At 35.8% G+C, this 19,411-nt stretch carries 18 protein-coding genes; 17 read left to right on the forward strand and 1 reads right to left on the reverse strand.

All coding sequences use genetic code 11. The features are described from left to right. From ybaK to BZK16_RS08880, 16 genes are all read left to right on the forward strand, one after another. Complete coding sequence (ybaK, locus tag BZK16_RS08805; protein ID WP_332881393.1) at positions 1 to 552, forward strand: Cys-tRNA(Pro) deacylase; 552 nt, start codon at positions 1 to 3, stop codon at positions 550 to 552. Between the two features lie 46 nt (positions 553 to 598). Beyond that, positions 599 to 1,936 (forward strand): 23S rRNA (uracil(1939)-C(5))-methyltransferase RlmD, encoded by a 1,338-nt coding sequence (gene rlmD, locus BZK16_RS08810; RefSeq protein WP_077928529.1) that lies wholly within the window; start codon positions 599 to 601, stop codon positions 1,934 to 1,936. Between the two features lie 36 nt (positions 1,937 to 1,972). Then, positions 1,973 to 2,644: a phosphoglycolate phosphatase gene (locus tag BZK16_RS08815; protein WP_077928530.1), complete on the forward strand. Its 672-nt coding sequence runs from the start codon at positions 1,973 to 1,975 to the stop codon at positions 2,642 to 2,644. A 1-nt stretch (position 2,645) separates the two neighbouring features. After that, positions 2,646 to 3,530, forward strand: a complete 885-nt coding sequence (locus tag BZK16_RS08820; protein WP_077928531.1) for a recombination-associated protein RdgC — start codon at positions 2,646 to 2,648, stop codon at positions 3,528 to 3,530. A gap of 21 nt (positions 3,531 to 3,551) precedes the next feature. Next, positions 3,552 to 5,450 (forward strand): DNA topoisomerase IV subunit B, encoded by a 1,899-nt coding sequence (gene parE / locus BZK16_RS08825; protein WP_077928532.1) that lies wholly within the window; start codon positions 3,552 to 3,554, stop codon positions 5,448 to 5,450. 79 nt (positions 5,451 to 5,529) lie between these two features. Then, entirely contained in the window at positions 5,530 to 6,567 is a 1,038-nt protein-coding gene (pilM, locus tag BZK16_RS08830) for a type IV pilus assembly protein PilM (RefSeq protein ID WP_077928533.1), read from the forward strand. Next, positions 6,567 to 7,121 carry a PilN domain-containing protein gene (locus BZK16_RS08835; RefSeq protein ID WP_077928534.1) on the forward strand — a complete coding sequence of 185 codons (555 nt, stop codon included), beginning with the start codon at positions 6,567 to 6,569 and terminating at the stop codon, positions 7,119 to 7,121. Before pilM ends, BZK16_RS08835 begins: the two co-directional genes overlap by 1 nt. After that, positions 7,118 to 7,783 (forward strand): type IV pilus inner membrane component PilO, encoded by a 666-nt coding sequence (locus tag BZK16_RS08840; RefSeq protein ID WP_077928535.1) that lies wholly within the window; start codon positions 7,118 to 7,120, stop codon positions 7,781 to 7,783. Before BZK16_RS08835 ends, BZK16_RS08840 begins: the two co-directional genes overlap by 4 nt. Before the next feature lie 11 nt (positions 7,784 to 7,794). After that, positions 7,795 to 8,391, forward strand: a complete 597-nt coding sequence (locus BZK16_RS08845) for a pilus assembly protein PilP (RefSeq protein WP_077928536.1) — start codon at positions 7,795 to 7,797, stop codon at positions 8,389 to 8,391. Between the two features lie 13 nt (positions 8,392 to 8,404). Further along, entirely contained in the window at positions 8,405 to 10,468 is a 2,064-nt protein-coding gene (gene pilQ / locus BZK16_RS08850) for a type IV pilus secretin PilQ (RefSeq protein ID WP_077928537.1), read from the forward strand. A gap of 45 nt (positions 10,469 to 10,513) precedes the next feature. Further along, a complete protein-coding gene (locus tag BZK16_RS08855) occupies positions 10,514 to 11,065 on the forward strand; it encodes a shikimate kinase (RefSeq protein WP_233145251.1) in 552 nt (183 codons plus the stop codon). A gap of 3 nt (positions 11,066 to 11,068) precedes the next feature. Next, positions 11,069 to 12,283, forward strand: a complete 1,215-nt coding sequence (gene aroB / locus BZK16_RS08860; protein WP_158076837.1) for a 3-dehydroquinate synthase — start codon at positions 11,069 to 11,071, stop codon at positions 12,281 to 12,283. Between the two features lie 5 nt (positions 12,284 to 12,288). After that, positions 12,289 to 13,581, forward strand: a complete 1,293-nt coding sequence (locus tag BZK16_RS08865) for an ATP-binding protein (RefSeq protein WP_077928539.1) — start codon at positions 12,289 to 12,291, stop codon at positions 13,579 to 13,581. 1 nt (position 13,582) lies between these two features. Continuing rightward, complete coding sequence (locus BZK16_RS08870; RefSeq protein WP_077928540.1) at positions 13,583 to 14,200, forward strand: TetR/AcrR family transcriptional regulator; 618 nt, start codon at positions 13,583 to 13,585, stop codon at positions 14,198 to 14,200. 2 nt (positions 14,201 to 14,202) lie between these two features. Beyond that, entirely contained in the window at positions 14,203 to 16,128 is a 1,926-nt protein-coding gene (locus tag BZK16_RS08875) for an ATP-binding cassette domain-containing protein (protein ID WP_077928541.1), read from the forward strand. An 84-nt stretch (positions 16,129 to 16,212) separates the two neighbouring features. Continuing rightward, positions 16,213 to 17,745 carry a succinate CoA transferase gene (locus tag BZK16_RS08880; protein ID WP_077928542.1) on the forward strand — a complete coding sequence of 511 codons (1,533 nt, stop codon included), beginning with the start codon at positions 16,213 to 16,215 and terminating at the stop codon, positions 17,743 to 17,745. A gap of 77 nt (positions 17,746 to 17,822) precedes the next feature. Here the strand turns inward: BZK16_RS08880 and BZK16_RS08885 are convergent, their stop codons facing one another. Beyond that, a complete protein-coding gene (locus tag BZK16_RS08885; protein ID WP_077928543.1) occupies positions 17,823 to 18,269 on the reverse strand; it encodes a PAS domain-containing protein in 447 nt (148 codons plus the stop codon). A gap of 170 nt (positions 18,270 to 18,439) precedes the next feature. Between BZK16_RS08885 and BZK16_RS08890 the strand changes: the two genes are divergently transcribed. Beyond that, positions 18,440 to 19,411: a KpsF/GutQ family sugar-phosphate isomerase gene (locus BZK16_RS08890; RefSeq protein ID WP_077928544.1), complete on the forward strand. Its 972-nt coding sequence runs from the start codon at positions 18,440 to 18,442 to the stop codon at positions 19,409 to 19,411.

A 19,411-nucleotide genomic window follows, 5' to 3' on the forward strand; every position in this document is an offset into this window, starting at 1 on the left:
TTGTTGGCTATAATAAATGGTTTAATTCACTTGAATGGTATCGTTATGGCTAAAGATAAAGTTGATAAAACCAATGCAATGCGCGCATTGGATCAGTTGAAATTAGAATATGAAGCTTTAAGTTATCCTTGTGCTGGTGATGAAGTTCTAGGTGGCGTTGAAGTGGCAGGGTTGATCGGTGAATCAGCATCAGTTGTATTTAAAACTTTAGTTACTCATAGTGATAATAAAGATTTTGTGGTCGCAGTGATTCCGAGTGATGAATATTTATCATTAAAGAAACTTGCAAAAATCAGTGGGCATAAAAAAATAGAGATGATTCCTGTCGCAAAAATTGAATCATTAACAGGCTATATTCGTGGTGGTTGCTCTCCCATTAAAATGAAAAAAACATTCCCAACTTTTATCTCAGATAAAGCAAAAGATTTGCCATACATCATTATTTCAGCAGGTAAACGCGGTGCACAAATCAAGATAGCACCTGAAAACTTGCAGAAAGCTATTCGTTATCAGTTTGCAGATATCTCAGATGTAGAAGAAGTAGAAAGCTGATTTGTGGTATGATCGCTTCTTTTAATTTTAGGATTTTGGGCAGCATATGGGAAAGCGTAAACAAAAATTTTCACAAGAACCATTTGAGGTAGCAATTACCGATATCACACATGATGGCCGTGGTGTTGCTCATGTGGATGGGAAAGTTGTGTTTGTGCATGGTGCTTTACCTGATGAAGTTGTCATGGCTCAATATGTCAAAACACGCAAAGACTACGATGAAGCAAAAACTGTGGATGTGGTGAAAGCTTCTAATGATCGTGTGGAACCAATTTGTGAATCGTTTGGTACTTGCGGTGGCTGCTCATTACAGCATTTAGATCCTGAAAAGCAGATTTATTTCAAAGCTAAACAATTGGCTTCGAATTTAAGAAAACAAGCAAAATTAAATTTTGATGTGGATGATCAAATCCCAGCGTTACGTTCACCGAGTGAAGGTTATCGTTTCAAAGGGCGATTAGGCGTTAAGTATGTAGCGAAGAAAGAGAAAGTGTTAGTTGGCTTTCGTGAGAAATTTGCGCCATTCATTGTAGATATGGATCGTTGCCCAGTTTTGGAAGCTCGCGTAGGTAATTTATTACCACAATTATCTGAGTTGATTGGCAACTTAACTTTATTGGATAAAATTCCACAAATTGAGTTGGCGATTGGTTCTGACAAAGTCGCATTGAGCTTCCGTGTGTTAGAAGAACCAACAGAAGATGATTTAGCAAAATTGAAAGCGTTTGGTGTTGAACATAATATTTTGATTTATCTTCAACCTAAAAATGAAGCATCTACATTTTTGTTAAGTGAAGTGGAAGATACTGAAGACCTATTAAATTATCGTTTGATGGATCGTTTAACAATGGCATTTAAGCCATATCATTTCACACAAGTGAACCCTGTGATCAATGAGCAGATGATTGCGCAAGCTTTGAAATTGTTGAATATTCAAAAAGATGAAAAAGTTTTAGATCTATTCTGTGGTTTAGGGAACTTCACTTTGCCATTAGCATTGGAAGCGGGTTCTGTAATCGGCGTTGAAGGTGATAAGAGCTTGACAGAATGGGCTGCTAAAAATGCAGCACGTAATGGTTTAGATAATGTTGAGTTTTATTGTACAGATTTAACGCAAAATCAAGATAATGCTGATTGGATGCAATTAAAATACGACGCAATTTTAGTAGATCCACCGAGATCTGGTGCATTAGAAATGATGGCTTATTTAGGTAAATTGGCACCGAAACGTATTTTGTATGTTTCATGTCATCCTGCAACTTTAGCGCGTGATTTAGCAGAGTTGGTTCAATATGGTTATGAAGTCACAGATGCTGGTGTGATGGATATGTTCCCGCATACAGCACATGTTGAATCTATGGCTTTATTGGTGAAGAAAGATTAAGCATATTCATTAATTTTAATCATTTAGGATAATATAATGGCAATAAGAGTTGTTGGTTTTGATTTAGATGGCACGTTGGTGGATAGCGCATTAGGATTGGCAAATACTGTTGATAATATGTGTGAACGTTTAGGATTGCCAAAGCCAGGAAAAGCATTAGTCACGACTTGGATTGGTAATGGCATTGAAGTTTTGTTGGATCGTGCCTTATTGTGGGCAAATGCGCCAAAAGATGCTGAATATCGTCAAAATGCAATGGTTATATTGTCCGAATGTTATCAAGATGAATTATTATCAGGTAGTCCCTTATTTCCTGATGTGAAAGAAACATTAGAACAATTATATTCAGAAGGGCATCAATTGGTATTGATTACCAATAAACCTTCGAAGTTTGTCCCTGATTTAATGGATTATTTGGGAATTAGTCATTTATTTGCGATGATGTTGGGTGCTAATGATTCTATAAAAATAAAGCCACATCCGACACCAATCTTTAAAGTTTTAGGTGAATTGGGTGTAATGCAATCTGAATTTGTTTTTGTGGGCGATTCTCGAAACGATATTTTAGCTGCAAAAAATGCAGGTGTTACATCGATTGCATTAACATACGGTTATAACTATGGTGAGCCGATTGTAAATGAATCACCAGATTATATTATTCATAATTTTGCAGAGTTATTGCCATTAATTCATCAATTAAAGGATTAATATGAGTTTTAAAAATTTATTGGTTTATCGTTTTGAAGAGCCAATCAAAGATACTTTGGAAACGGTTGAAGAAAAATTATCAGAAAAACCGCTCACAGCATGTTTAACACAAGAGATGGAAAGCATTGGTTGGTTACCTGTTTTTAAAGAAGGTAAGCAATATGTTGAAAAGATCAATAATGCATTATTTTTCCGTTTAGGAATTGAGCAAAAAATATTGCCAAATTCTGCAGTTAAAACCGCTGTGGATAAAAAAATTGAAGAGAAAGATTTAAAGCATGTGAGCCGTTCAGAAATGAAAGAGCTACATGAATTGGTTACGAATGAATTGCTACCAAATGCTTTGGTGAATCGTCATTCAATTTTGGCTTATATTGATTTAGAGAAAAACTGGTTAGTTGTGGATGCAAGTTCTACTAAGAAAGCATCATTGGTGACAAGTCATTTGCGTAAAACATTGGGTAGCTTACCAATTGTACCATTAACACCAGAAAATTCTGTGAATGCAGCTTTAACTCATTGGGCATTGCATGGCATTCAATCTGATGTTTTATCCATGTTGGATGAAATTGAGTTGAAAGAGCTCAAAGATGAAGGTGGTAATGCTAAATTCAAAGGTGTTGCATTGGATTCCAAAGAAGTTCAAGATCCATTGAAAGAAGGCTGGCAAGTGACAAAAGTGATGTTGGAATATGATGAGCAAATGTCATTCTCAATGTCAGGCGATTTTATCTTTAAACGCTTAAAGTTTTTGGAGCGCTTTGAAGAAAATTTGGAATCAGAAGATGATCCATTGTTACAAATACAAGCAGAATTATATTTAGCCATTGATCTATATCGTCGTGTTGTGCAAAACGTTTATGATCTGACTAATAATGCAAAATAATATTTAATTAATAGGTTTACGATGTCTGAGAAAAAATATACCGCGAGTTCCATTGAAGTTTTAACGGGCTTAGATCCTGTTAAAAAACGACCAGGCATGTATACAGATACGACAAGGCCGAATCACTTATTGCAAGAAGTGATTGATAACTCTGTGGATGAAGCACTAGCAGGCTTTGCTGATCATATTGTCATCACTTTATATAAAGATGGCTCTTATGGTGTTCGAGATAATGGCCGCGGTATGCCAGTGGATATTCATCCTGAACATGGTGTGAGTGGCGTTGAACTAATTTTAACCAAGCTACATGCCGGTGGTAAATTTAACCAAGATGTTTATCATTATTCTGGTGGCTTGCATGGTGTTGGTGTGTCAGTTGTGAATGCTTTGTCTGAGCGTTTAGAAGTGACTGTGATTCAACAAGGTTTTCAATATAAGATTGCTTTTGCTAACGGCGATTGTGTGGAAACTCTTTCTAAAGAGTCGCATAGTAATAAAAAAGATCAGGGCACAGAAGTTAGATTCTGGGCAAATAGCTCTTATTTTGATCATGATAAAGTTGCAAAAAGCCGATTAATCCCACTGTTAAAAGCTAAGGCATTATTGGCAGCGGGCTTGAAAATTACTTTAATTGATGAAAATGCACCAGAAGGTTCTGAAGATGCTCACTTAGAATGGTATTTCCAGGGTGGTATTACAGAATATGTGGAAGATCAATTAAGTGGTGAAGAAATTTTACCAGTTGCGCCAATCATTGGTGAATTTACGGGAGAAACAGAGGAGTTCACTTGGGGGGTGGCTTGGAATAAAGAAGGTTCGCCATCCATGATGGAAAGCTATGCGAACTTAATCCCTACAACTCAAGGCGGAACACATGTTAATGGTTTGAAAAATGGTTTAACTGAATCCATTCGTGAATTTTGTGATCAACGCAGTTTATTGCCAAGAAATTTAAAGATTACACCAGAAGATGTGATGCAGAATTTAAATTTTTTATTGTCACTCAAAATGGTTGAACCACAGTTTGCGAGCCAAACAAAAGAGCGTTTAAGTTCTCGTCATATCGCAAATATTGTCGCAACAGCAGTCAAAGATTTCTTCACTTTGTGGTTGAATAAACATGTGGAAGAAGGTTTAGAAATTATCACATTGATCATTGAAAATGCTAATGCTCGTGTGAAATCATCTAAAGCTGTTGTGCGTAAAAAGATTTCACAAGGACCAAAGTTACCGGGTAAATTGGCAGATTGCATCAGCAATGATGTGAATTTAACAGAACTGTTCCTGGTGGAAGGGGATTCTGCGGGCGGATCAGCCAAGCAAGCACGAGATAAAGAAGTGCAGGCAATTATGGCTTTGCGTGGAAAAATTTTGAATACTTGGGAAGTAGATTCCAATCAAATTTTATCTTCACAAGAAATTAATGATATTTCAATTGCGATCGGTGTTGATCCAGCAAGTGAAAATTTAGATGGGTTGCGCTATGGGAAAGTCTGTATTCTAGCGGATGCTGACTCAGATGGATTACATATTGCAACTCTATTATGTGCTCTATTTTTAAGGCATTTTAGACCATTGGTGGAAGAAGGGCATATTTTTGTTGCTGTACCACCACTTTATCGTATAGATATTGGCAAAGAAATATATTATGCTTTAGACGAGTATGAAAAAAATGAAACAATAAAAAAATATAGTAATAGTAAAAAAACAATTTCGGTGACTCGATTTAAAGGCTTAGGTGAAATGAATCCAATACAATTACGTGAAACTACAATGGCGCAAGATACTAGGCGTTTGGTGCAGTTGACCATAGATGACACTGATATAAATCAAGTGTTTGATCGTTTGTTGAATAAAAAAATGAGCACAAAACGTAAAGAATGGATTGAAATTCAAGAGTTTAACGAGCTTGTTGTGTAAATTTAAAAATTGATTTTATAAATCGCAACTAGTAAACTTGCGTGATTAATTCTATAAAAATTAATTGAGGATAATAATTATGGCTAAAAAGCCCGGCGTATGTATCGGAATAGACATCGGATCTTATTCTATAAAAATAGCTGAAGTACAAAAAAAAGGTAAAGACTATATTCTGACGCGTGGACTGGTTTTTAACTGTGAAGGTAACTGGAAAGATGGTTTACCGATGGAAGTTGATGTTGCGGGTATTAGCTTAAATAAGGCAATTGCTGCTTTTGGTGGTGCAAAAGAAGCAACAATGGCTATCCCTACATCTGCAGCAATGGTTCGTTCTGTTCCTATGGAATCTAAATTAAAAACTGATGAATTATGGAAGACAATTGAGGCAAACGTTTCTCAATATTTTCCATTTTCTGCCGAAGAAGTATTTATAGATTTTATCCCTATTAAACCATCCATTACGATTGAAGATCACACGGATATTTTGATTGTAGCGGCACAAAAAGAATTTGTGAATCAACGCGAAATTTGTGCTGATATTGCAGGCGTAAAAGTGAATGCTGTAGATATTAATATTTATGGATTGTTAGATCTTTTGCATATACAAGATACATTTAGCAATATGTCTGACTATGATGCCATCATGATTTTTGATATTGGATTATTTCAATCGAGTCTAAATGTTGTGACAGGTGATCAATCTGTTTATGTACGTGAAGTGCCAATTGGCGGTGAGCGTTTAACTCAGATTATTTCAGATAAAAAAGGGGTTTCTTTAGCAGATGCTGAAAAATTAAAATTATCACAATCAGGTGATATTGATGAGTGTATTGAACAGTTTGTGTCTGAAATGAATATGCAATTGCAGTCAGCAATTGATGTTTATATTTCCAATAACCCTCAAATTACATCACATGCTATGTATATAGTAGGTGCAACAGCATGCTATCAAGAAATTGAAAATGCATTTAAATCCCAGTTGGGTGGAATTGATGTTATTAGTTTAACACCAGAAGCATTATTTGATATTGATGCAAAAGTGTATTCTAAATTGAATGATGCAAGTATCCATAGCTTAACGACCGCAGCCGGTCTAGCAGTAAGAGGATTGTTATAATGATCGTAAAAATAAACTTATTACCGTGGCGTGAAGAGCTCAAAATTCAAGAAGAGAATAAGGTTAAGCGCTTTCTAGTATTAAGCTGTTTGATTGGTGCCTTATTGTCAGGAGTCTTACTCTTTTTAGTACAAGAAGAACTTAATTCTCGTCAAATTAGGATTGATATTATTAATGCTGAATTTACTCAATTAGGTAATGTTGAGGCTCAAATGAATGAGCGTAAAGAGCAAACGGAACGCTTGAAACAACAATTAGATGTGTTGCAAAAACTATCTGCCCAGCGTTCGGAGGTAGTAAGCTTAATGGAAAAATTCTCTTCAGTGACACCTCAAGATGCTTTTATTATTTCATTAGCATTCACATTAGACAAAATTAGTTTTAATGCATTAGCAAAAGATAGAGACGTTTTAGCAATTCATTTAGATAGTTTAGATAATTATATCGGGCCTGCACCTATTCCCCCTCATCAAGAGGTGATGATGGATGGTAATCGAGTTGTTTCTTACAGTGTTGAAGTAGATACAAATAAGATAAAGGAGCCTAGATCATGAATATAAATATGGATTTCAATGAATTGTTTACAATTGAATACTTAGCAAAACAGCCCGTTTGGCTTAAATCTGTTGTGTTTTTAGTGAGTGCACTAGCGACATTTTTACTTGTATTTTTTGGTGCATTTAAATACTTTGACTTTTCTGCTCAATATCAAGCGCAGAAAGATAGTGAGGATCAAAAATTAAATGAATTGGCTGCTAAATTAGAATTTAAGGCACTTGCAGATCGATATTTGGTGGAAATCGAGCAAGTGAATAAATTATTAGAAGAAGTTAGAAAAAAATTACCAAGAGACTTGAATGCTGCTAATTTTATTGAACAATTGAATATGAATGCTTTGCAAGCAGGTATTGATGTCAAAAAGTCTATGCCATTATCGCCTGTTTCTAAGGGGTTTTATACAGAAATTCCTGTAAGGATTGAAGGATGTGCAACGTATGATCAGATTGGTCAATTTGTGGCTAATTTATCTGAAATTGAACGTATCATCACGTTAGATAATTTTGGTATCAACAGTTATGTGCCGATGGATCAGTTACCTCAAAGCTTAGAATCATTGAAAAGTGTGAATAATGTTACGATTCCAACTTTTGATTGCGGTGCTTCTGGTCGACAGGCGTTCTCTGCAATGATTGCAACATATAGATATAATTCATAGGAAGCATAATAATGAATAAAACGATGATTATAAGTATATTGGTTTCTGTTGCTGTTTTGCAGGGATGTATTGAGCAATTTGAACGTTCTATGCCTGTAGAGGAGCGTGTTATGGAAACAAAACAGTCTGTTGCTCAGCGGGTTAAATCTATTAGAATAGAAAGTGTTGCAAATCAAATTAGTTTGGGTGATACATCATTATTTTACCTTCAACAAGGCCGAGATCCTTTTGTAGCGACAGGTTTTTTTAAAGGCTTGTTTAATTATGGTGATTTCAATATTGTTTCTAATTCCAAAGTTCGTTTAAAAGAAGATCCCTCTCGACCAAAAGGTTATCGCCCAGGGCCATTTGAAAAATATGAAGTTGGTGGTGTATCAATGATTGGCGTAATGTCATTGATGGATGGTGAAACAGCCGCTTTAATTGATGTTGGCCAAAATAAAATTATGATGCTCAAAAAAGGTGATTATATTGGTCGAGACTTTGGTAAGGTGACAGAAATCACGGAGAAATCAGTTCTGATTGAAGAAAAATTTGGCTCTACAAATCGAGAAGACCCTGATGCGTGGATTGTTTTACCGAATAAAATAGATTTAAAAATAAAATAATTGGAGAATGTTTATGAGATCAATACCACACATGAAAGGCTATCAATTAGGGGTAATCTCTTTAGCTTTATCTTGTATCATGTTGACAGCTGCGAATGCACAGCGTTTAACAGCATTAGAATCAGTGACCTTGGCAAATGGTGATGTAGAGTTACGTTATCATTTTGATAAAAATATTGTGGCTCCGAAATCATTTTATTTAAAAGAAAAAGATTTATTGGTTGTAGATTTTCCATCAACAGGTTTTAATCAAGTCCTAAAAAATAGGACTATCAATAATAATATTGTGAAGGATATTAATAACCTTTATGCAAATCAAAAAATACGTTCTACAGTGCAATTGAAATCTAATACTACTTACTCTATTAATAGTAAAGCCAATGAAGTGATTGTGACACTATCATCGGGCAATTCTTATACTACGAATCAAGAGGCTTGGGATAATGCAGTACAATCAAATATTTCAAATGTTGAAGTTCAACAACCTGTAACCAAAGATGTGGGTTTTTACCGTAACTCTCAAGGTGCTGGAGTAGTTGAATTATTCCTACCAAATGACAAAGCGCAAGTACAGTTAGTGGACGAGCAAACCCGAGGTTTAACACTTTCAGTACCTGGTTCGGCTTGGAGTGCAGCACAAGTAAGACGTATCGAAGTGACAGACTTTGCAACTCCTGTCTCTGCATTAGAAGTTGTGAATAATAATGGTACAGCAAGCTTGAAAATTCGCACTCAATCTAATTATGAGTACAGTAGTCAACAAATTGGTTCTAAATATCAATTAGTTGTTAAGCCTAAAAAACAGATGGTAGAAACATCTAAGAGTGCCTTAGGTGATAAAGATCAGTTTACAGGTGATTTAATTAGCATTAACTTCCAAGATATTGATGTTCGAGCAATTTTGCAGATTATTGCAGACTTTACTGGTTTAAATATAGTAGTGAGTGATAGTGTGAATAGCAGAATCACGATCCGCTTACAAAATGTGCCATGGGATCAAGCCTTAGATGTGGTTCTACGTTCTAAAGGTCTAGTTAAGCAACAAAGTGGCAATGTTGTCTATATTATGCCGGCAAGTGAAGCTAGAACTTTAGATCCTGATTTAATCACCGAAATCATTCAAATTAATAATGCTAAAGCACCTGATATTGCTGAAGTTCTTTCTTCTGCAAAAGGTGCTAGTTCAGATGATAATCGCCGTAATCAATCTACAGGTATTTCTCAACATGGTACGTTGACTGTAGATCCTAATCAAAATTTATTGATTGTTCGCGATACACCAGAACAAATGAAAATAGTGCGTGAATTAATTACTCGTTTAGATAAACCTTTACGCCAAGTTGTGATTAAAGCACAAATTGTGATTACAACTGATAATTTCTCCAGAGATTTAGGTGTTAAATGGGGGGTGAATGGTTTCAAAAATGGTATTTCCTCAGGGCAGAATACTTCAAAATATCCAGGTGTAGGTGATGAAAGTGGTAAATATGAACCTGCAGGTTCTCGTATGTGGGGTGGTGGGATTGGTATAGATCCAGCAAATAATTTAGGATCAATTGGGTTAAGTATTTTACGCCGTAGTTTTAATGCTAGCTTGGAGATAAATGCAATGCAAGTCAATGGTAAAGGGGAGATTTTAGCAAGTCCTACTTTGATGACAACAGATCGCCAAGAAGCATATATCAATGAAGGTTCTCAGATTGCATATACAACAACGACAACCGATGGTGGTACTAATACAGAATTTAAAGACGTTTTGATGGAGCTTAGAGTCACACCAAGTATTACTCCTGATGATAATATTATTATGGATATTAATATTAAGAAAGATGACCCAGGTGAAGTTATGAATGATCAGATTTCTACCCAAAAACGCGAAATTAAAACACAGGCTATAGTAAGAGATGGTGAAACTGTGGTTTTAGGTGGAATATATACTGTGAACTCACAAGATGATATTAATAAAGTACCATTTTTTGGTGATTTACCTTTTGTAGGTAATTTGTTTAAGAATAAGGCTGTTAGAAATAGAAAAGCAGAAATGGTTATTTTCCTAACACCAAATATTGTTAAATAACTGTTGATTCTTGTAGTAAAACCATAGAGACTATTGATCATGAATATGATCAATAGTTTTTTTTTAGTAGGGCCAATGGGTGTTGGTAAAACAACGATTGGACGCTTATTGGCTGAGAAATTGCAATGTGCATTTTTAGATAGCGATATTTGGATTGAGCAAAATATGAATCAATCCATTCCATCAATCTTTTCTACACTAGGTGAAGAAATTTTTCGTGATATAGAATCTGAAGCCATTGATGGTTTAACCATACAGCCTAAAATTGTATTGTCCACTGGTGGTGGCGCAATATTGCGTGATGTTAATCGCCAGCGATTAAAAGAGCGTGGTGTCGTGGTGTTTTTAGATTTATCGCCTGAACAAATCTTTCAGAGAATTAAAGGCGATCAAACCCGGCCACTGTTACAAACAGAGAATCCATTGGCGACTATGCAAACTATATATGATATAAGAAAACCATTATATTTAAATTCTGCTCATTATCATTTGTCAGTAGAGAATAGAACACCCGAAGAGATCTCTGATTTACTTGTTAATTTGTATAATGGCACAATGAATATATTCCCCAATTGGTGCAAACCTTTAAAGAAATAGATTATGAAAGTTATAGATATCGAATTAGAAGACCGTTCTTACCCAATTTATATTTCCTCTACAAACCAATTTGTAGATCGCTTGGAGGAAAAAGTACGAGGGGATAATGTATTGATTGTCTCAAATACTACAATTGCACCTTTGTATATGGATTATGTTGCAGGCTTATTACCAAATAAACGCGTGGAAACATTAGTATTGGATGATGGTGAAATTTTTAAAAATAATGATTCACTTCAAAAAATTATTACAAAGCTCTTAACATTAAAATATACACGCTCTGCAACTTTAATTGCATTGGGGGGGGGCGTAATTGGTGACTTAGTTGGATTTGCTGCAAGTATTTATCAGCGCGGTATAGATTTTATTCAGTTTCCAACGAGCTTATTGGCGCAAGTAGATAGTTCAGTTGGTGGAAAAACTGCGATCAATCATCCGTTAGGAAAAAATATGATTGGTACATTCTATCAACCTAAGGCTGTGTTTATTAATGTGGATGTTTTGGATACGTTGCCAAGAAGAGAATTCATCAGTGGTTTAGCTGAAGTGATCAAATATGGTTTGATTCGCGATCAAGCTTTCTTTTATTGGTTGAAAGATCATAAAGATGCCATTTTAATGCGTGATAAAAATGCTATTAAAGAGCTGATTGCTCGTTCTTGCCAAAATAAAAAAGAAATTGTGATGGAAGATGAGTTTGAGCAAGGTAATCGTGCTTTATTGAACTTAGGTCATACTTTTGGTCATGCCATTGAAAAAAATATGGGATACAAAGGTATTCTACATGGTGAAGCTGTTGCTGTGNAAATTGTGATGGAAGATGAGTTTGAGCAAGGTAATCGTGCTTTATTGAACTTAGGTCATACTTTTGGTCATGCCATTGAAAAAAATATGGGATACAAAGGTATTCTACATGGTGAAGCTGTTGCTGTGGGTGTGAGAATGGCAGCAATTGTTTCTACTAAAATGGGTTTGATGACTTTAGAGCAGCAAATTGAAGTTGAAGAGACTTTGAAAGCATTCTTATTGCCAACAACTATGAAGCAACATTTCTCATTTGAAGATATGTGGGAAGCGATGTTGCTTGATAAGAAAAATACATCGACAGATATTCGCTATATCTTATTATCTGACATCGGTCGTGGTATTGTAACGGGTAATGTTCCTAAGGAATATATCGAAGAAGCATTTACTATGACTATGATGAAGGATGAATAATACTTTTGAAATTAGATCGATTACCGTGGATAGATATCTCTCCATATGATCAAGTTTTAACCGATTTAATCAGCTCATGTCAGAAGCGTGATGTGAGCTTGATTTGTGTGCAAGGTCCAAATGGATCTGGCAAAAGTAGAATCCTCACAGAATTATTATCTGCTTTATCTTTTGATGTCACCGCGAGTTTAATTGCACTCAGTGGAAATGATAATGAAGTTTTTTATCATAATGTAGAAGTCTCTTCAGATTTACTGCATTTGAATGATCCCGAATTTCTACATCATTTCACATTGACATTAGAATCTATCTTAAAAGAAAAACAGCACTTTTATATATTGATTGATGATGTTGAGGCTTTGTCGTATGAGTTGATTGCAGGCATCATGAATATATTGAATGAGAATCCTGCATTTAAAGAGCAGGTGACATTGGTTGTTTTTATGGGTGTAATGCCAATTCATTTGGAAATTCGCCGTTTATTTATAAGCGCAGAGATGATTACTTTGAAAGGTATGAATCTCACACAGGCAAAGCAATTCATAGACAAGATTTATCATTATACTCATCAATCTAAACAGCTCACAATGTCTGAAGTGAATCATCTGAATGGCTTATCTTATGGCTATGCTGGGCGCTTGATTAAACTATTAGAGCAATATTTAGATCCTACTAATCAATCTAAATCTTATAAAGCTTGGTGGATTGCTATTGCTGTATTATCTTTGCCGATGATGGGTGTATTTTTATGCTTTCAAGATAATTCGAATAATACAGAAATACATAAAGAAATTGTGTTAGAACCAAGGATTATAGAAGAACCTGAGTTAGATCCTGTGCCCATTAAAAAAGAAGTGATTCCTGTTAAAGTCATTTTACCGATTCACGATGATACTCAAGTGAGTTTATCCATGAATGCAGTTGCAGAGTCTGAGTTGTTTATCGGCCCAACATTATCTGATAATAGCGAGACAGAAGCTTTGAATATAGAGCCTGTGATTCAAACTCCCAAAGTAGAGATTGAGCCTGTTGATCTTGATAATAATATCGATAAAAAAACTGTGTATAATTATGTGATAGAATTAGGACGGCATCAATCAAAAGAGCAGTTGGAGCGAACTTTAAAAGGTCGATCGATTCCAGGTAAAGCTCAATTTACTCAGATTGAAGTGAAGGGTTCTAAAATTTGGATCGCATATATTGGTCCTTATGGCAATGAAGAACAAGCTCAACAAGGAAAGGCTAAGTTGCCTGCAAGTTTGCAGAGCTTACCTTTGAAAGTTAGAAAGGAATTTTAAAATGGGTAGACGTAACGATCATTCACGTGATGAATTGAAAGAAATGGTGATTGTTGCCGCCGAAAAAATTTTGGTTGAAGAAGGCTATGACAAACTTACCACAAGAAGAATAGCAAAAGAGATTGGCTATACAGTTGGTTCTTTGTATATGGTTATCAAAAATGTTGATGATCTAATGCTATTGTTAAATGCTCGCACTTTGCAATTATTATTAGAAAAAATAGAAGTGGATTTGGTAAAGCATAAGGATTCAAAGCCTTATGATGCATTGATGCAAATCGCTGTGAGTTATGTGGATTTTGCTTTTGAACATAAAGAAAAATGGCAAGCAATTTTTATGCATCGTGTGACTGATACAGAATTACTCACAGAAGAATATTTTACAAATATTAGAAATTTATTCAGAGTGATTGGTCATCAGTTGTCTTTGTTAGCACCAAAATTAAATAAAGATGAATTAGAATTATTGACTCGTGGTTTGTGGGGATCTGTACATGGCGTCACAATCTTGAGTTTGGATCAAAAGTTTAGCATCGGCTCACCGATGGAATATGATACAAAACGTGTCGTTGAGGGCGTGGTGAGTAATGCGCTTTATGGAATTCAGAATAGATCATAAGTATGGCAATTTTAACGTTACAAAATATTTCACTCGCATTTGGGGATCGTCCTCTTTTAAAAGATCTTGATTTTACTTTAGATAAAGGTGATCGAGTCGCATTGATTGGTAGAAATGGTGAAGGTAAAAGTTCATTATTGAAAGTGATTTTAGGCGATGTGATTCCTGATGATGGTGAAATTGTCATTGATCGTGGTTATCGCATAGCGTCGTTATCTCAGGACATCCCACGAGATTTAACGCAAACAGTTTACGATGTGGTTGCTGAAGGTATTCCTGAAGTTGGGCAGAAGCTGGTTCAATATCATCAATTGTTATTGCAGCCTGAAGCTGAAATGGATTTGGATAGACTGGGGAAGTTGCAACAAGAAATTGATGCATTAGATGGTTGGTCATTGGATCAAAAAGTGATGACAATCATTACTCAATTAGCGCTACCTAAAGATGAAATCATTGCTAATTTATCAGGTGGTTGGATTCGTCGCGTTTTATTGGGCAAAGCATTGGTTTCAGAGCCTGATTTGTTATTGTTAGATGAACCAACTAACCATTTAGATATTGATGCTATTTTATGGCTAGAAGAGATGCTTTTGAAAAATTATTCAGGTGCGTTGCTATTCATTACCCATGATCGTCAATTCTTAGAGAAAATTGCTAATAAAATTATTGAGCTGGATCGCGGTGTTTTATCTGAATTCCCAGGTGATTATCAAAATTATCAACGCCGTAAAGAAGAAATGGTACATGCTGAATCACAAGAGCGTGCATTATTTGATAAGCGTTTAGCGGAAGAAGAAGTTTGGATTCGCCAAGGCATTAAAGCAAGAAGAACGCGGAATGAAGGGCGAGTGCGTGCTTTGAAGGCAATGCGTGAACAGTATAAAGATCGTATTTCAAAACAGGGTGTTGCTAAGCTAAAATTTGAAGAAGGTCAGGAATCAGGTAAACGGGTGATTAGCGCTGAAAATATCTCTTATAGCATTGGTGACAAAGAGATTATTCAGAATTTCAGTACAACTTTAATTCGCGGTGATCGCATTGGTTTGATTGGTGCGAATGGCGCTGGTAAGTCAACTTTATTGAAATTACTGTTCCAACAGATCAAACCACAATCAGGCAAAGTTGAAGTTGGCACAAAATTAGAAATTGCATATTTTGATCAATTACGTTCAGTTTTAGATTTAGAAAAAAGTGTGATTGATAATGTGGCAGAAGGCAGTGATTTTGTAGAAATCAATGGTAAAAAACAACACATCATTGGTTGGTTGCAAGATTTTATGTTCACACCAGAAAAAGCACGTAGCCCAGTTAAGGCATTATCCGGTGGTGAGCGTAACCGTTTATTGTTAGCTAAGTTATTCGCTAAACCTGCGAATGTTATCGTGCTCGATGAACCGACGAATGACTTAGATATTGAAACTTTGGAAGTGCTAGAAGAATTATTGCTGAGCTTTGAAGGAACTTTGTTAATTGTTTCTCATGATCGTGCTTTCATTGATAAAACGGTTACATCCACTTTAGTATTTGAAGGTAATGGACGAATTAGTCAGTATGTAGGTGGTTATACAGATTGGTTAGAAAGCTCTGAAAGCCAAAAATATTTTGCACATACAGAAGCAGAACAGCAGAAGAATATTGAGAAAAAAGTACTAGTTGTTGAGAAAAAATCTGTAGAGAATGAAACTAAAGTGCAAAAGGTTAAGCTCTCTTATAAAGAAACAAGAGAGTTAGAAACGCTACCAAAATTACTGGAAACGTTGGAACAAGAAATTGATGAATTGTCACAACAAACACAAAGTGGTGATTTTTATCAGAGAAATCATTTAGAGCAATCTAAAGTTTTAGACGAGTTAGCGAAAAAGAATGAAGCATTAGAAGAAGCATTCATGAGATGGGAAGAGTTAGAGCAGAAACGATCACAAATGTAATCGTATTGCTTTTGCGATCATTTGTGTATAGTATCTTGAGCTACAGATAACATACAAAGTTACGAATTGTGACAGGAGGATGAAATGAGCAGTAATTTAAAAGAACAAGCAGTTGGTAAGATTCGTTTCAAAGATTTCCAAGATAAAATTGTATCTGCAGATGAAGCGGCATCTTGGATTGAAAATGATATGACTTTGGGTATGAGTGGTTTTACATTGTTTGGTGAACCAAAAGTATTTCCAAGTGCTTTAGCAAAACACGCTAGCGCAAATAACATCAAAGTGAACGTATATACTGGCGCATCAATGGGCCCAGATGCTGATGGCGTTTTAGCTGAACATAAAGCAATCAATTTGCGTTTGCCATATCAGGGCAATCCTACATTACGTAAAGAAATTAATACTGGTGAAGCTAAGTATATCGATCAACATTTATCTCACACAGCTGAGCAATTGCGCCAAGGTGTTTTGGGCGAAATTGACTATGCAATCATTGAAGCTGCTGCAATTACTGAAGATGGTCAAATCATCCCAACAGGTTCAGTGGGTAACTCACCAATTTTTGTTGAAAAAGCAAAGCATGTAATTATCGAATTAAACGTAAGTACTCCAGCTGCATATGAAGGCATGCATGACGTTTATATTCCGAAAGATCAAGGTGAAAACTTACGTGAAGCGATTCCTGTATTTGATATCAGTAAGCGCATTGGTTCTATAGGTATTAAAGTTGATCCTGCTAAAGTTCGCGGTATTGTTTTATCAGATCGTCCTGATACACCATCACCATTATTTGAGGCAAATGCTGAAACTCAACAAATTGCTGATAACTTGTTAGCATTTCTAGAAAAAGAAGTGGATGAAGGCCGTTTAACTGAATCATTAGCACCATTACAATCAGGCGTTGGTTCTGTTGCGAATGCTGTATTAAGCGGCATGGCAAAATCTAAATTTAAAGATATCACTGTTGCATCAGAAGTATTACAAGATGGTATTTTTGACTTGATCGATGCTGGTGTTGTTAAGTTTGCTGCTGCAACTGCATTCTCGTTGTCTGCAAAACGTGTTGCAACGTTGGCAGAAGACTTAGAACGCTATAAAGGTAAAGTAATTTTCAGACCACAAGAAATTACAAACCATCCAGAAGTGATTCGTCGAGTTGGCGTTATCTCGTTCAATACAGCTTTAGAGGCTGATATCTACGGTAACATTAACTCAACACACGTTAATGGTACGCACATGATGAATGGTATCGGCGGCTCTGGTGACTTTGCACGTAATGCTCGCATTACAATTTTCGTAACAACTTCTACAGCTAAAAATGGTGATATTTCTGCGATCGTTCCATTTGTAACGCACGTTGATCATGCGAATCATGATGTGGATGTGATCATTACAGAGCAAGGTTTTGCTGATCTTCGCGGTAAATCGCCAAGAGAAATTGCTCAAGAAGTGATTAATAACTGTGTGCATCCTAAGTTTAAAGAACAAGCAAGAGATTACGTTAAGCGTGCGAATGAAAAAGGTGGTCAAACACCACATATTCTTGCAGAAGCATTCTCATGGCACGATCATTATGCGAAGCATGGCACAATGTTGTTGAATGAGAAAAAGAAATAATCTAGATTCATTTCTAATAAAAATAAGCCCTGCGATTGCAGGGTTTATTTTTGAATATGATTTTTTAAGAATTTTATTTACAATGTTTTATAAAGTTCTTCAGCTTCTTTAACTTTTTCAGGGCTCGGCATTCTACGGATGGATGTATATGCAATAATCTTGCCATCTTGATCAAAAGATGGGACCACTGTTGCATAAACCCAGTAATAGCTACCATTTTTACAGAGGTTCTTTACATAACCGTACCATGTTTTGCCTGACTGGATGGTATCCCACATACCTTTAAATGCAGCTTTAGGCATATCAGGGTGGCGGAGAATATTTTGTGGTTGGCCAATTAATTCTTCTTTTGTATAACCTGAGATATCAACGAATGCTTGGTTGGCATGTAACAAAATACCAGTTATATCTGTATAAGATACGATTAAGCGGCCAATGGGATATTCTGTTTCTTGATCTGTTACTGTTACAGTGCGCGTTGAACCATCGTATAAATGTAATTCCACTTCGCGAGAACTAGTCATTAGTTGTCTCCTAGTTTTGCAAAAATTTAAAATGTTTATAAGTTTATTAAATATGTTTGATGTACTTACTCAATCATTCTTCCATTATACGATAAAGTGAACAAACATAAACTGAGAATTGTAAATGTTTTAGGTATAATTGATCATTCTGATGATTATGTGGATTGGTTATGGACGTAAAAGAACGTGCAATTGCACAAGCTAAACGAGTATTGGAAATTGAAGCAGAAGCAGTGACTTCATTGAAGAAAATTATTGATGATAATTTTTATGAAATTTGTGAGTTATTGAAAAAATGCACAGGCCGTATCGTAGTGACTGGCATGGGAAAATCTGGTCACATTGGTCATAAGATTGCTGCAACTTTAGCAAGTACAGGCACGCCTGCATTCTTTATGCATCCTGCGGAAGCAAGTCATGGTGATTTGGGTATGATTACTGCAGAAGATGTTGTTCTAGCGTTATCTAACTCTGGTGAAACAGATGAGTTAATTGCAATCATTCCCATTTTAATTCGCCAAGGAACACCTGTTGTTTCTATCACAGGTAATGATCAATCAACTTTAGCAAAAAATTCTAGCCATCATTTATTGGCAAAAGTTAAAGAAGAAGCATGTCCTTTAAATTTAGCACCAACATCTTCAACTACAGCATCTTTGGCATTAGGCGATGCAATTGCTGTAACATTGATGGAAATGCGAGGTTTTACATCAGATGATTTTGCACGTTCACATCCTGGTGGCAAATTAGGTCGTCGTTTATTGTTGCGTGTGCAAGATATTATGGCGCCTTATGAAGAAATTGCAGAAGTATCAGAAGCTGATCATTTAACAGATGCATTATTAGAAATGACAAAGCATCCTTTGGGCATAATCATCGTGACAGATCATCAAACCTTAAAAGGTGTATTCAGCGAAGGGGACTTGCGTCGCACTTTAACTAATCGTACAGATATTCACGCATTAACTATGAAAGAGTGCATGACAGCAACGCCAAAATATATTAACCTAACTGCATTAGCCGTAGATGCTGCAAACTTGATGGAAGAGAAACGCATCAGCGCATTGCCAGTATTGGATGAGCAGAATAAAGTTGTGGGCGTCGTGACAATGCATCACTTATTACAAGCAAGAGTCATGTAA

The sequence above is a fragment of the Wohlfahrtiimonas populi genome (genome assembly GCF_002006795.1).
Lineage (GTDB): Bacteria > Pseudomonadota > Gammaproteobacteria > Cardiobacteriales > Wohlfahrtiimonadaceae > Wohlfahrtiimonas > Wohlfahrtiimonas populi.

Bases quoted from the DNA above. Each gene is read 5' to 3' on its own strand.
- BZK16_RS08845 (WP_077928536.1), top strand. From the start codon at position 7,795: ATGAATAAAACGATGATTATAAGTATATTGGTTTCTGTTGCTGTTTTG.
- BZK16_RS08885 (WP_077928543.1), bottom strand. From the start codon at position 18,269: ATGACTAGTTCTCGCGAAGTGGAATTACATTTATACGATGGTTCAACG.
- BZK16_RS08835 (WP_077928534.1), top strand. From the start codon at position 6,567: ATGATCGTAAAAATAAACTTATTACCGTGGCGTGAAGAGCTCAAAATT.
- BZK16_RS08815 (WP_077928530.1), top strand. From the start codon at position 1,973: ATGGCAATAAGAGTTGTTGGTTTTGATTTAGATGGCACGTTGGTGGAT.
- pilM (WP_077928533.1), top strand. From the start codon at position 5,530: ATGGCTAAAAAGCCCGGCGTATGTATCGGAATAGACATCGGATCTTAT.
- BZK16_RS08870 (WP_077928540.1), top strand. From the start codon at position 13,583: ATGGGTAGACGTAACGATCATTCACGTGATGAATTGAAAGAAATGGTG.
- rlmD (WP_077928529.1), top strand. From the start codon at position 599: ATGGGAAAGCGTAAACAAAAATTTTCACAAGAACCATTTGAGGTAGCA.
- BZK16_RS08820 (WP_077928531.1), top strand. From the start codon at position 2,646: ATGAGTTTTAAAAATTTATTGGTTTATCGTTTTGAAGAGCCAATCAAA.
- BZK16_RS08880 (WP_077928542.1), top strand. From the start codon at position 16,213: ATGAGCAGTAATTTAAAAGAACAAGCAGTTGGTAAGATTCGTTTCAAA.
- pilQ (WP_077928537.1), top strand. From the start codon at position 8,405: ATGAGATCAATACCACACATGAAAGGCTATCAATTAGGGGTAATCTCT.
- BZK16_RS08840 (WP_077928535.1), top strand. From the start codon at position 7,118: ATGAATATAAATATGGATTTCAATGAATTGTTTACAATTGAATACTTA.
- BZK16_RS08875 (WP_077928541.1), top strand. From the start codon at position 14,203: ATGGCAATTTTAACGTTACAAAATATTTCACTCGCATTTGGGGATCGT.
- BZK16_RS08855 (WP_233145251.1), top strand. From the start codon at position 10,514: ATGATCAATAGTTTTTTTTTAGTAGGGCCAATGGGTGTTGGTAAAACA.
- BZK16_RS08890 (WP_077928544.1), top strand. From the start codon at position 18,440: ATGGACGTAAAAGAACGTGCAATTGCACAAGCTAAACGAGTATTGGAA.
- parE (WP_077928532.1), top strand. From the start codon at position 3,552: ATGTCTGAGAAAAAATATACCGCGAGTTCCATTGAAGTTTTAACGGGC.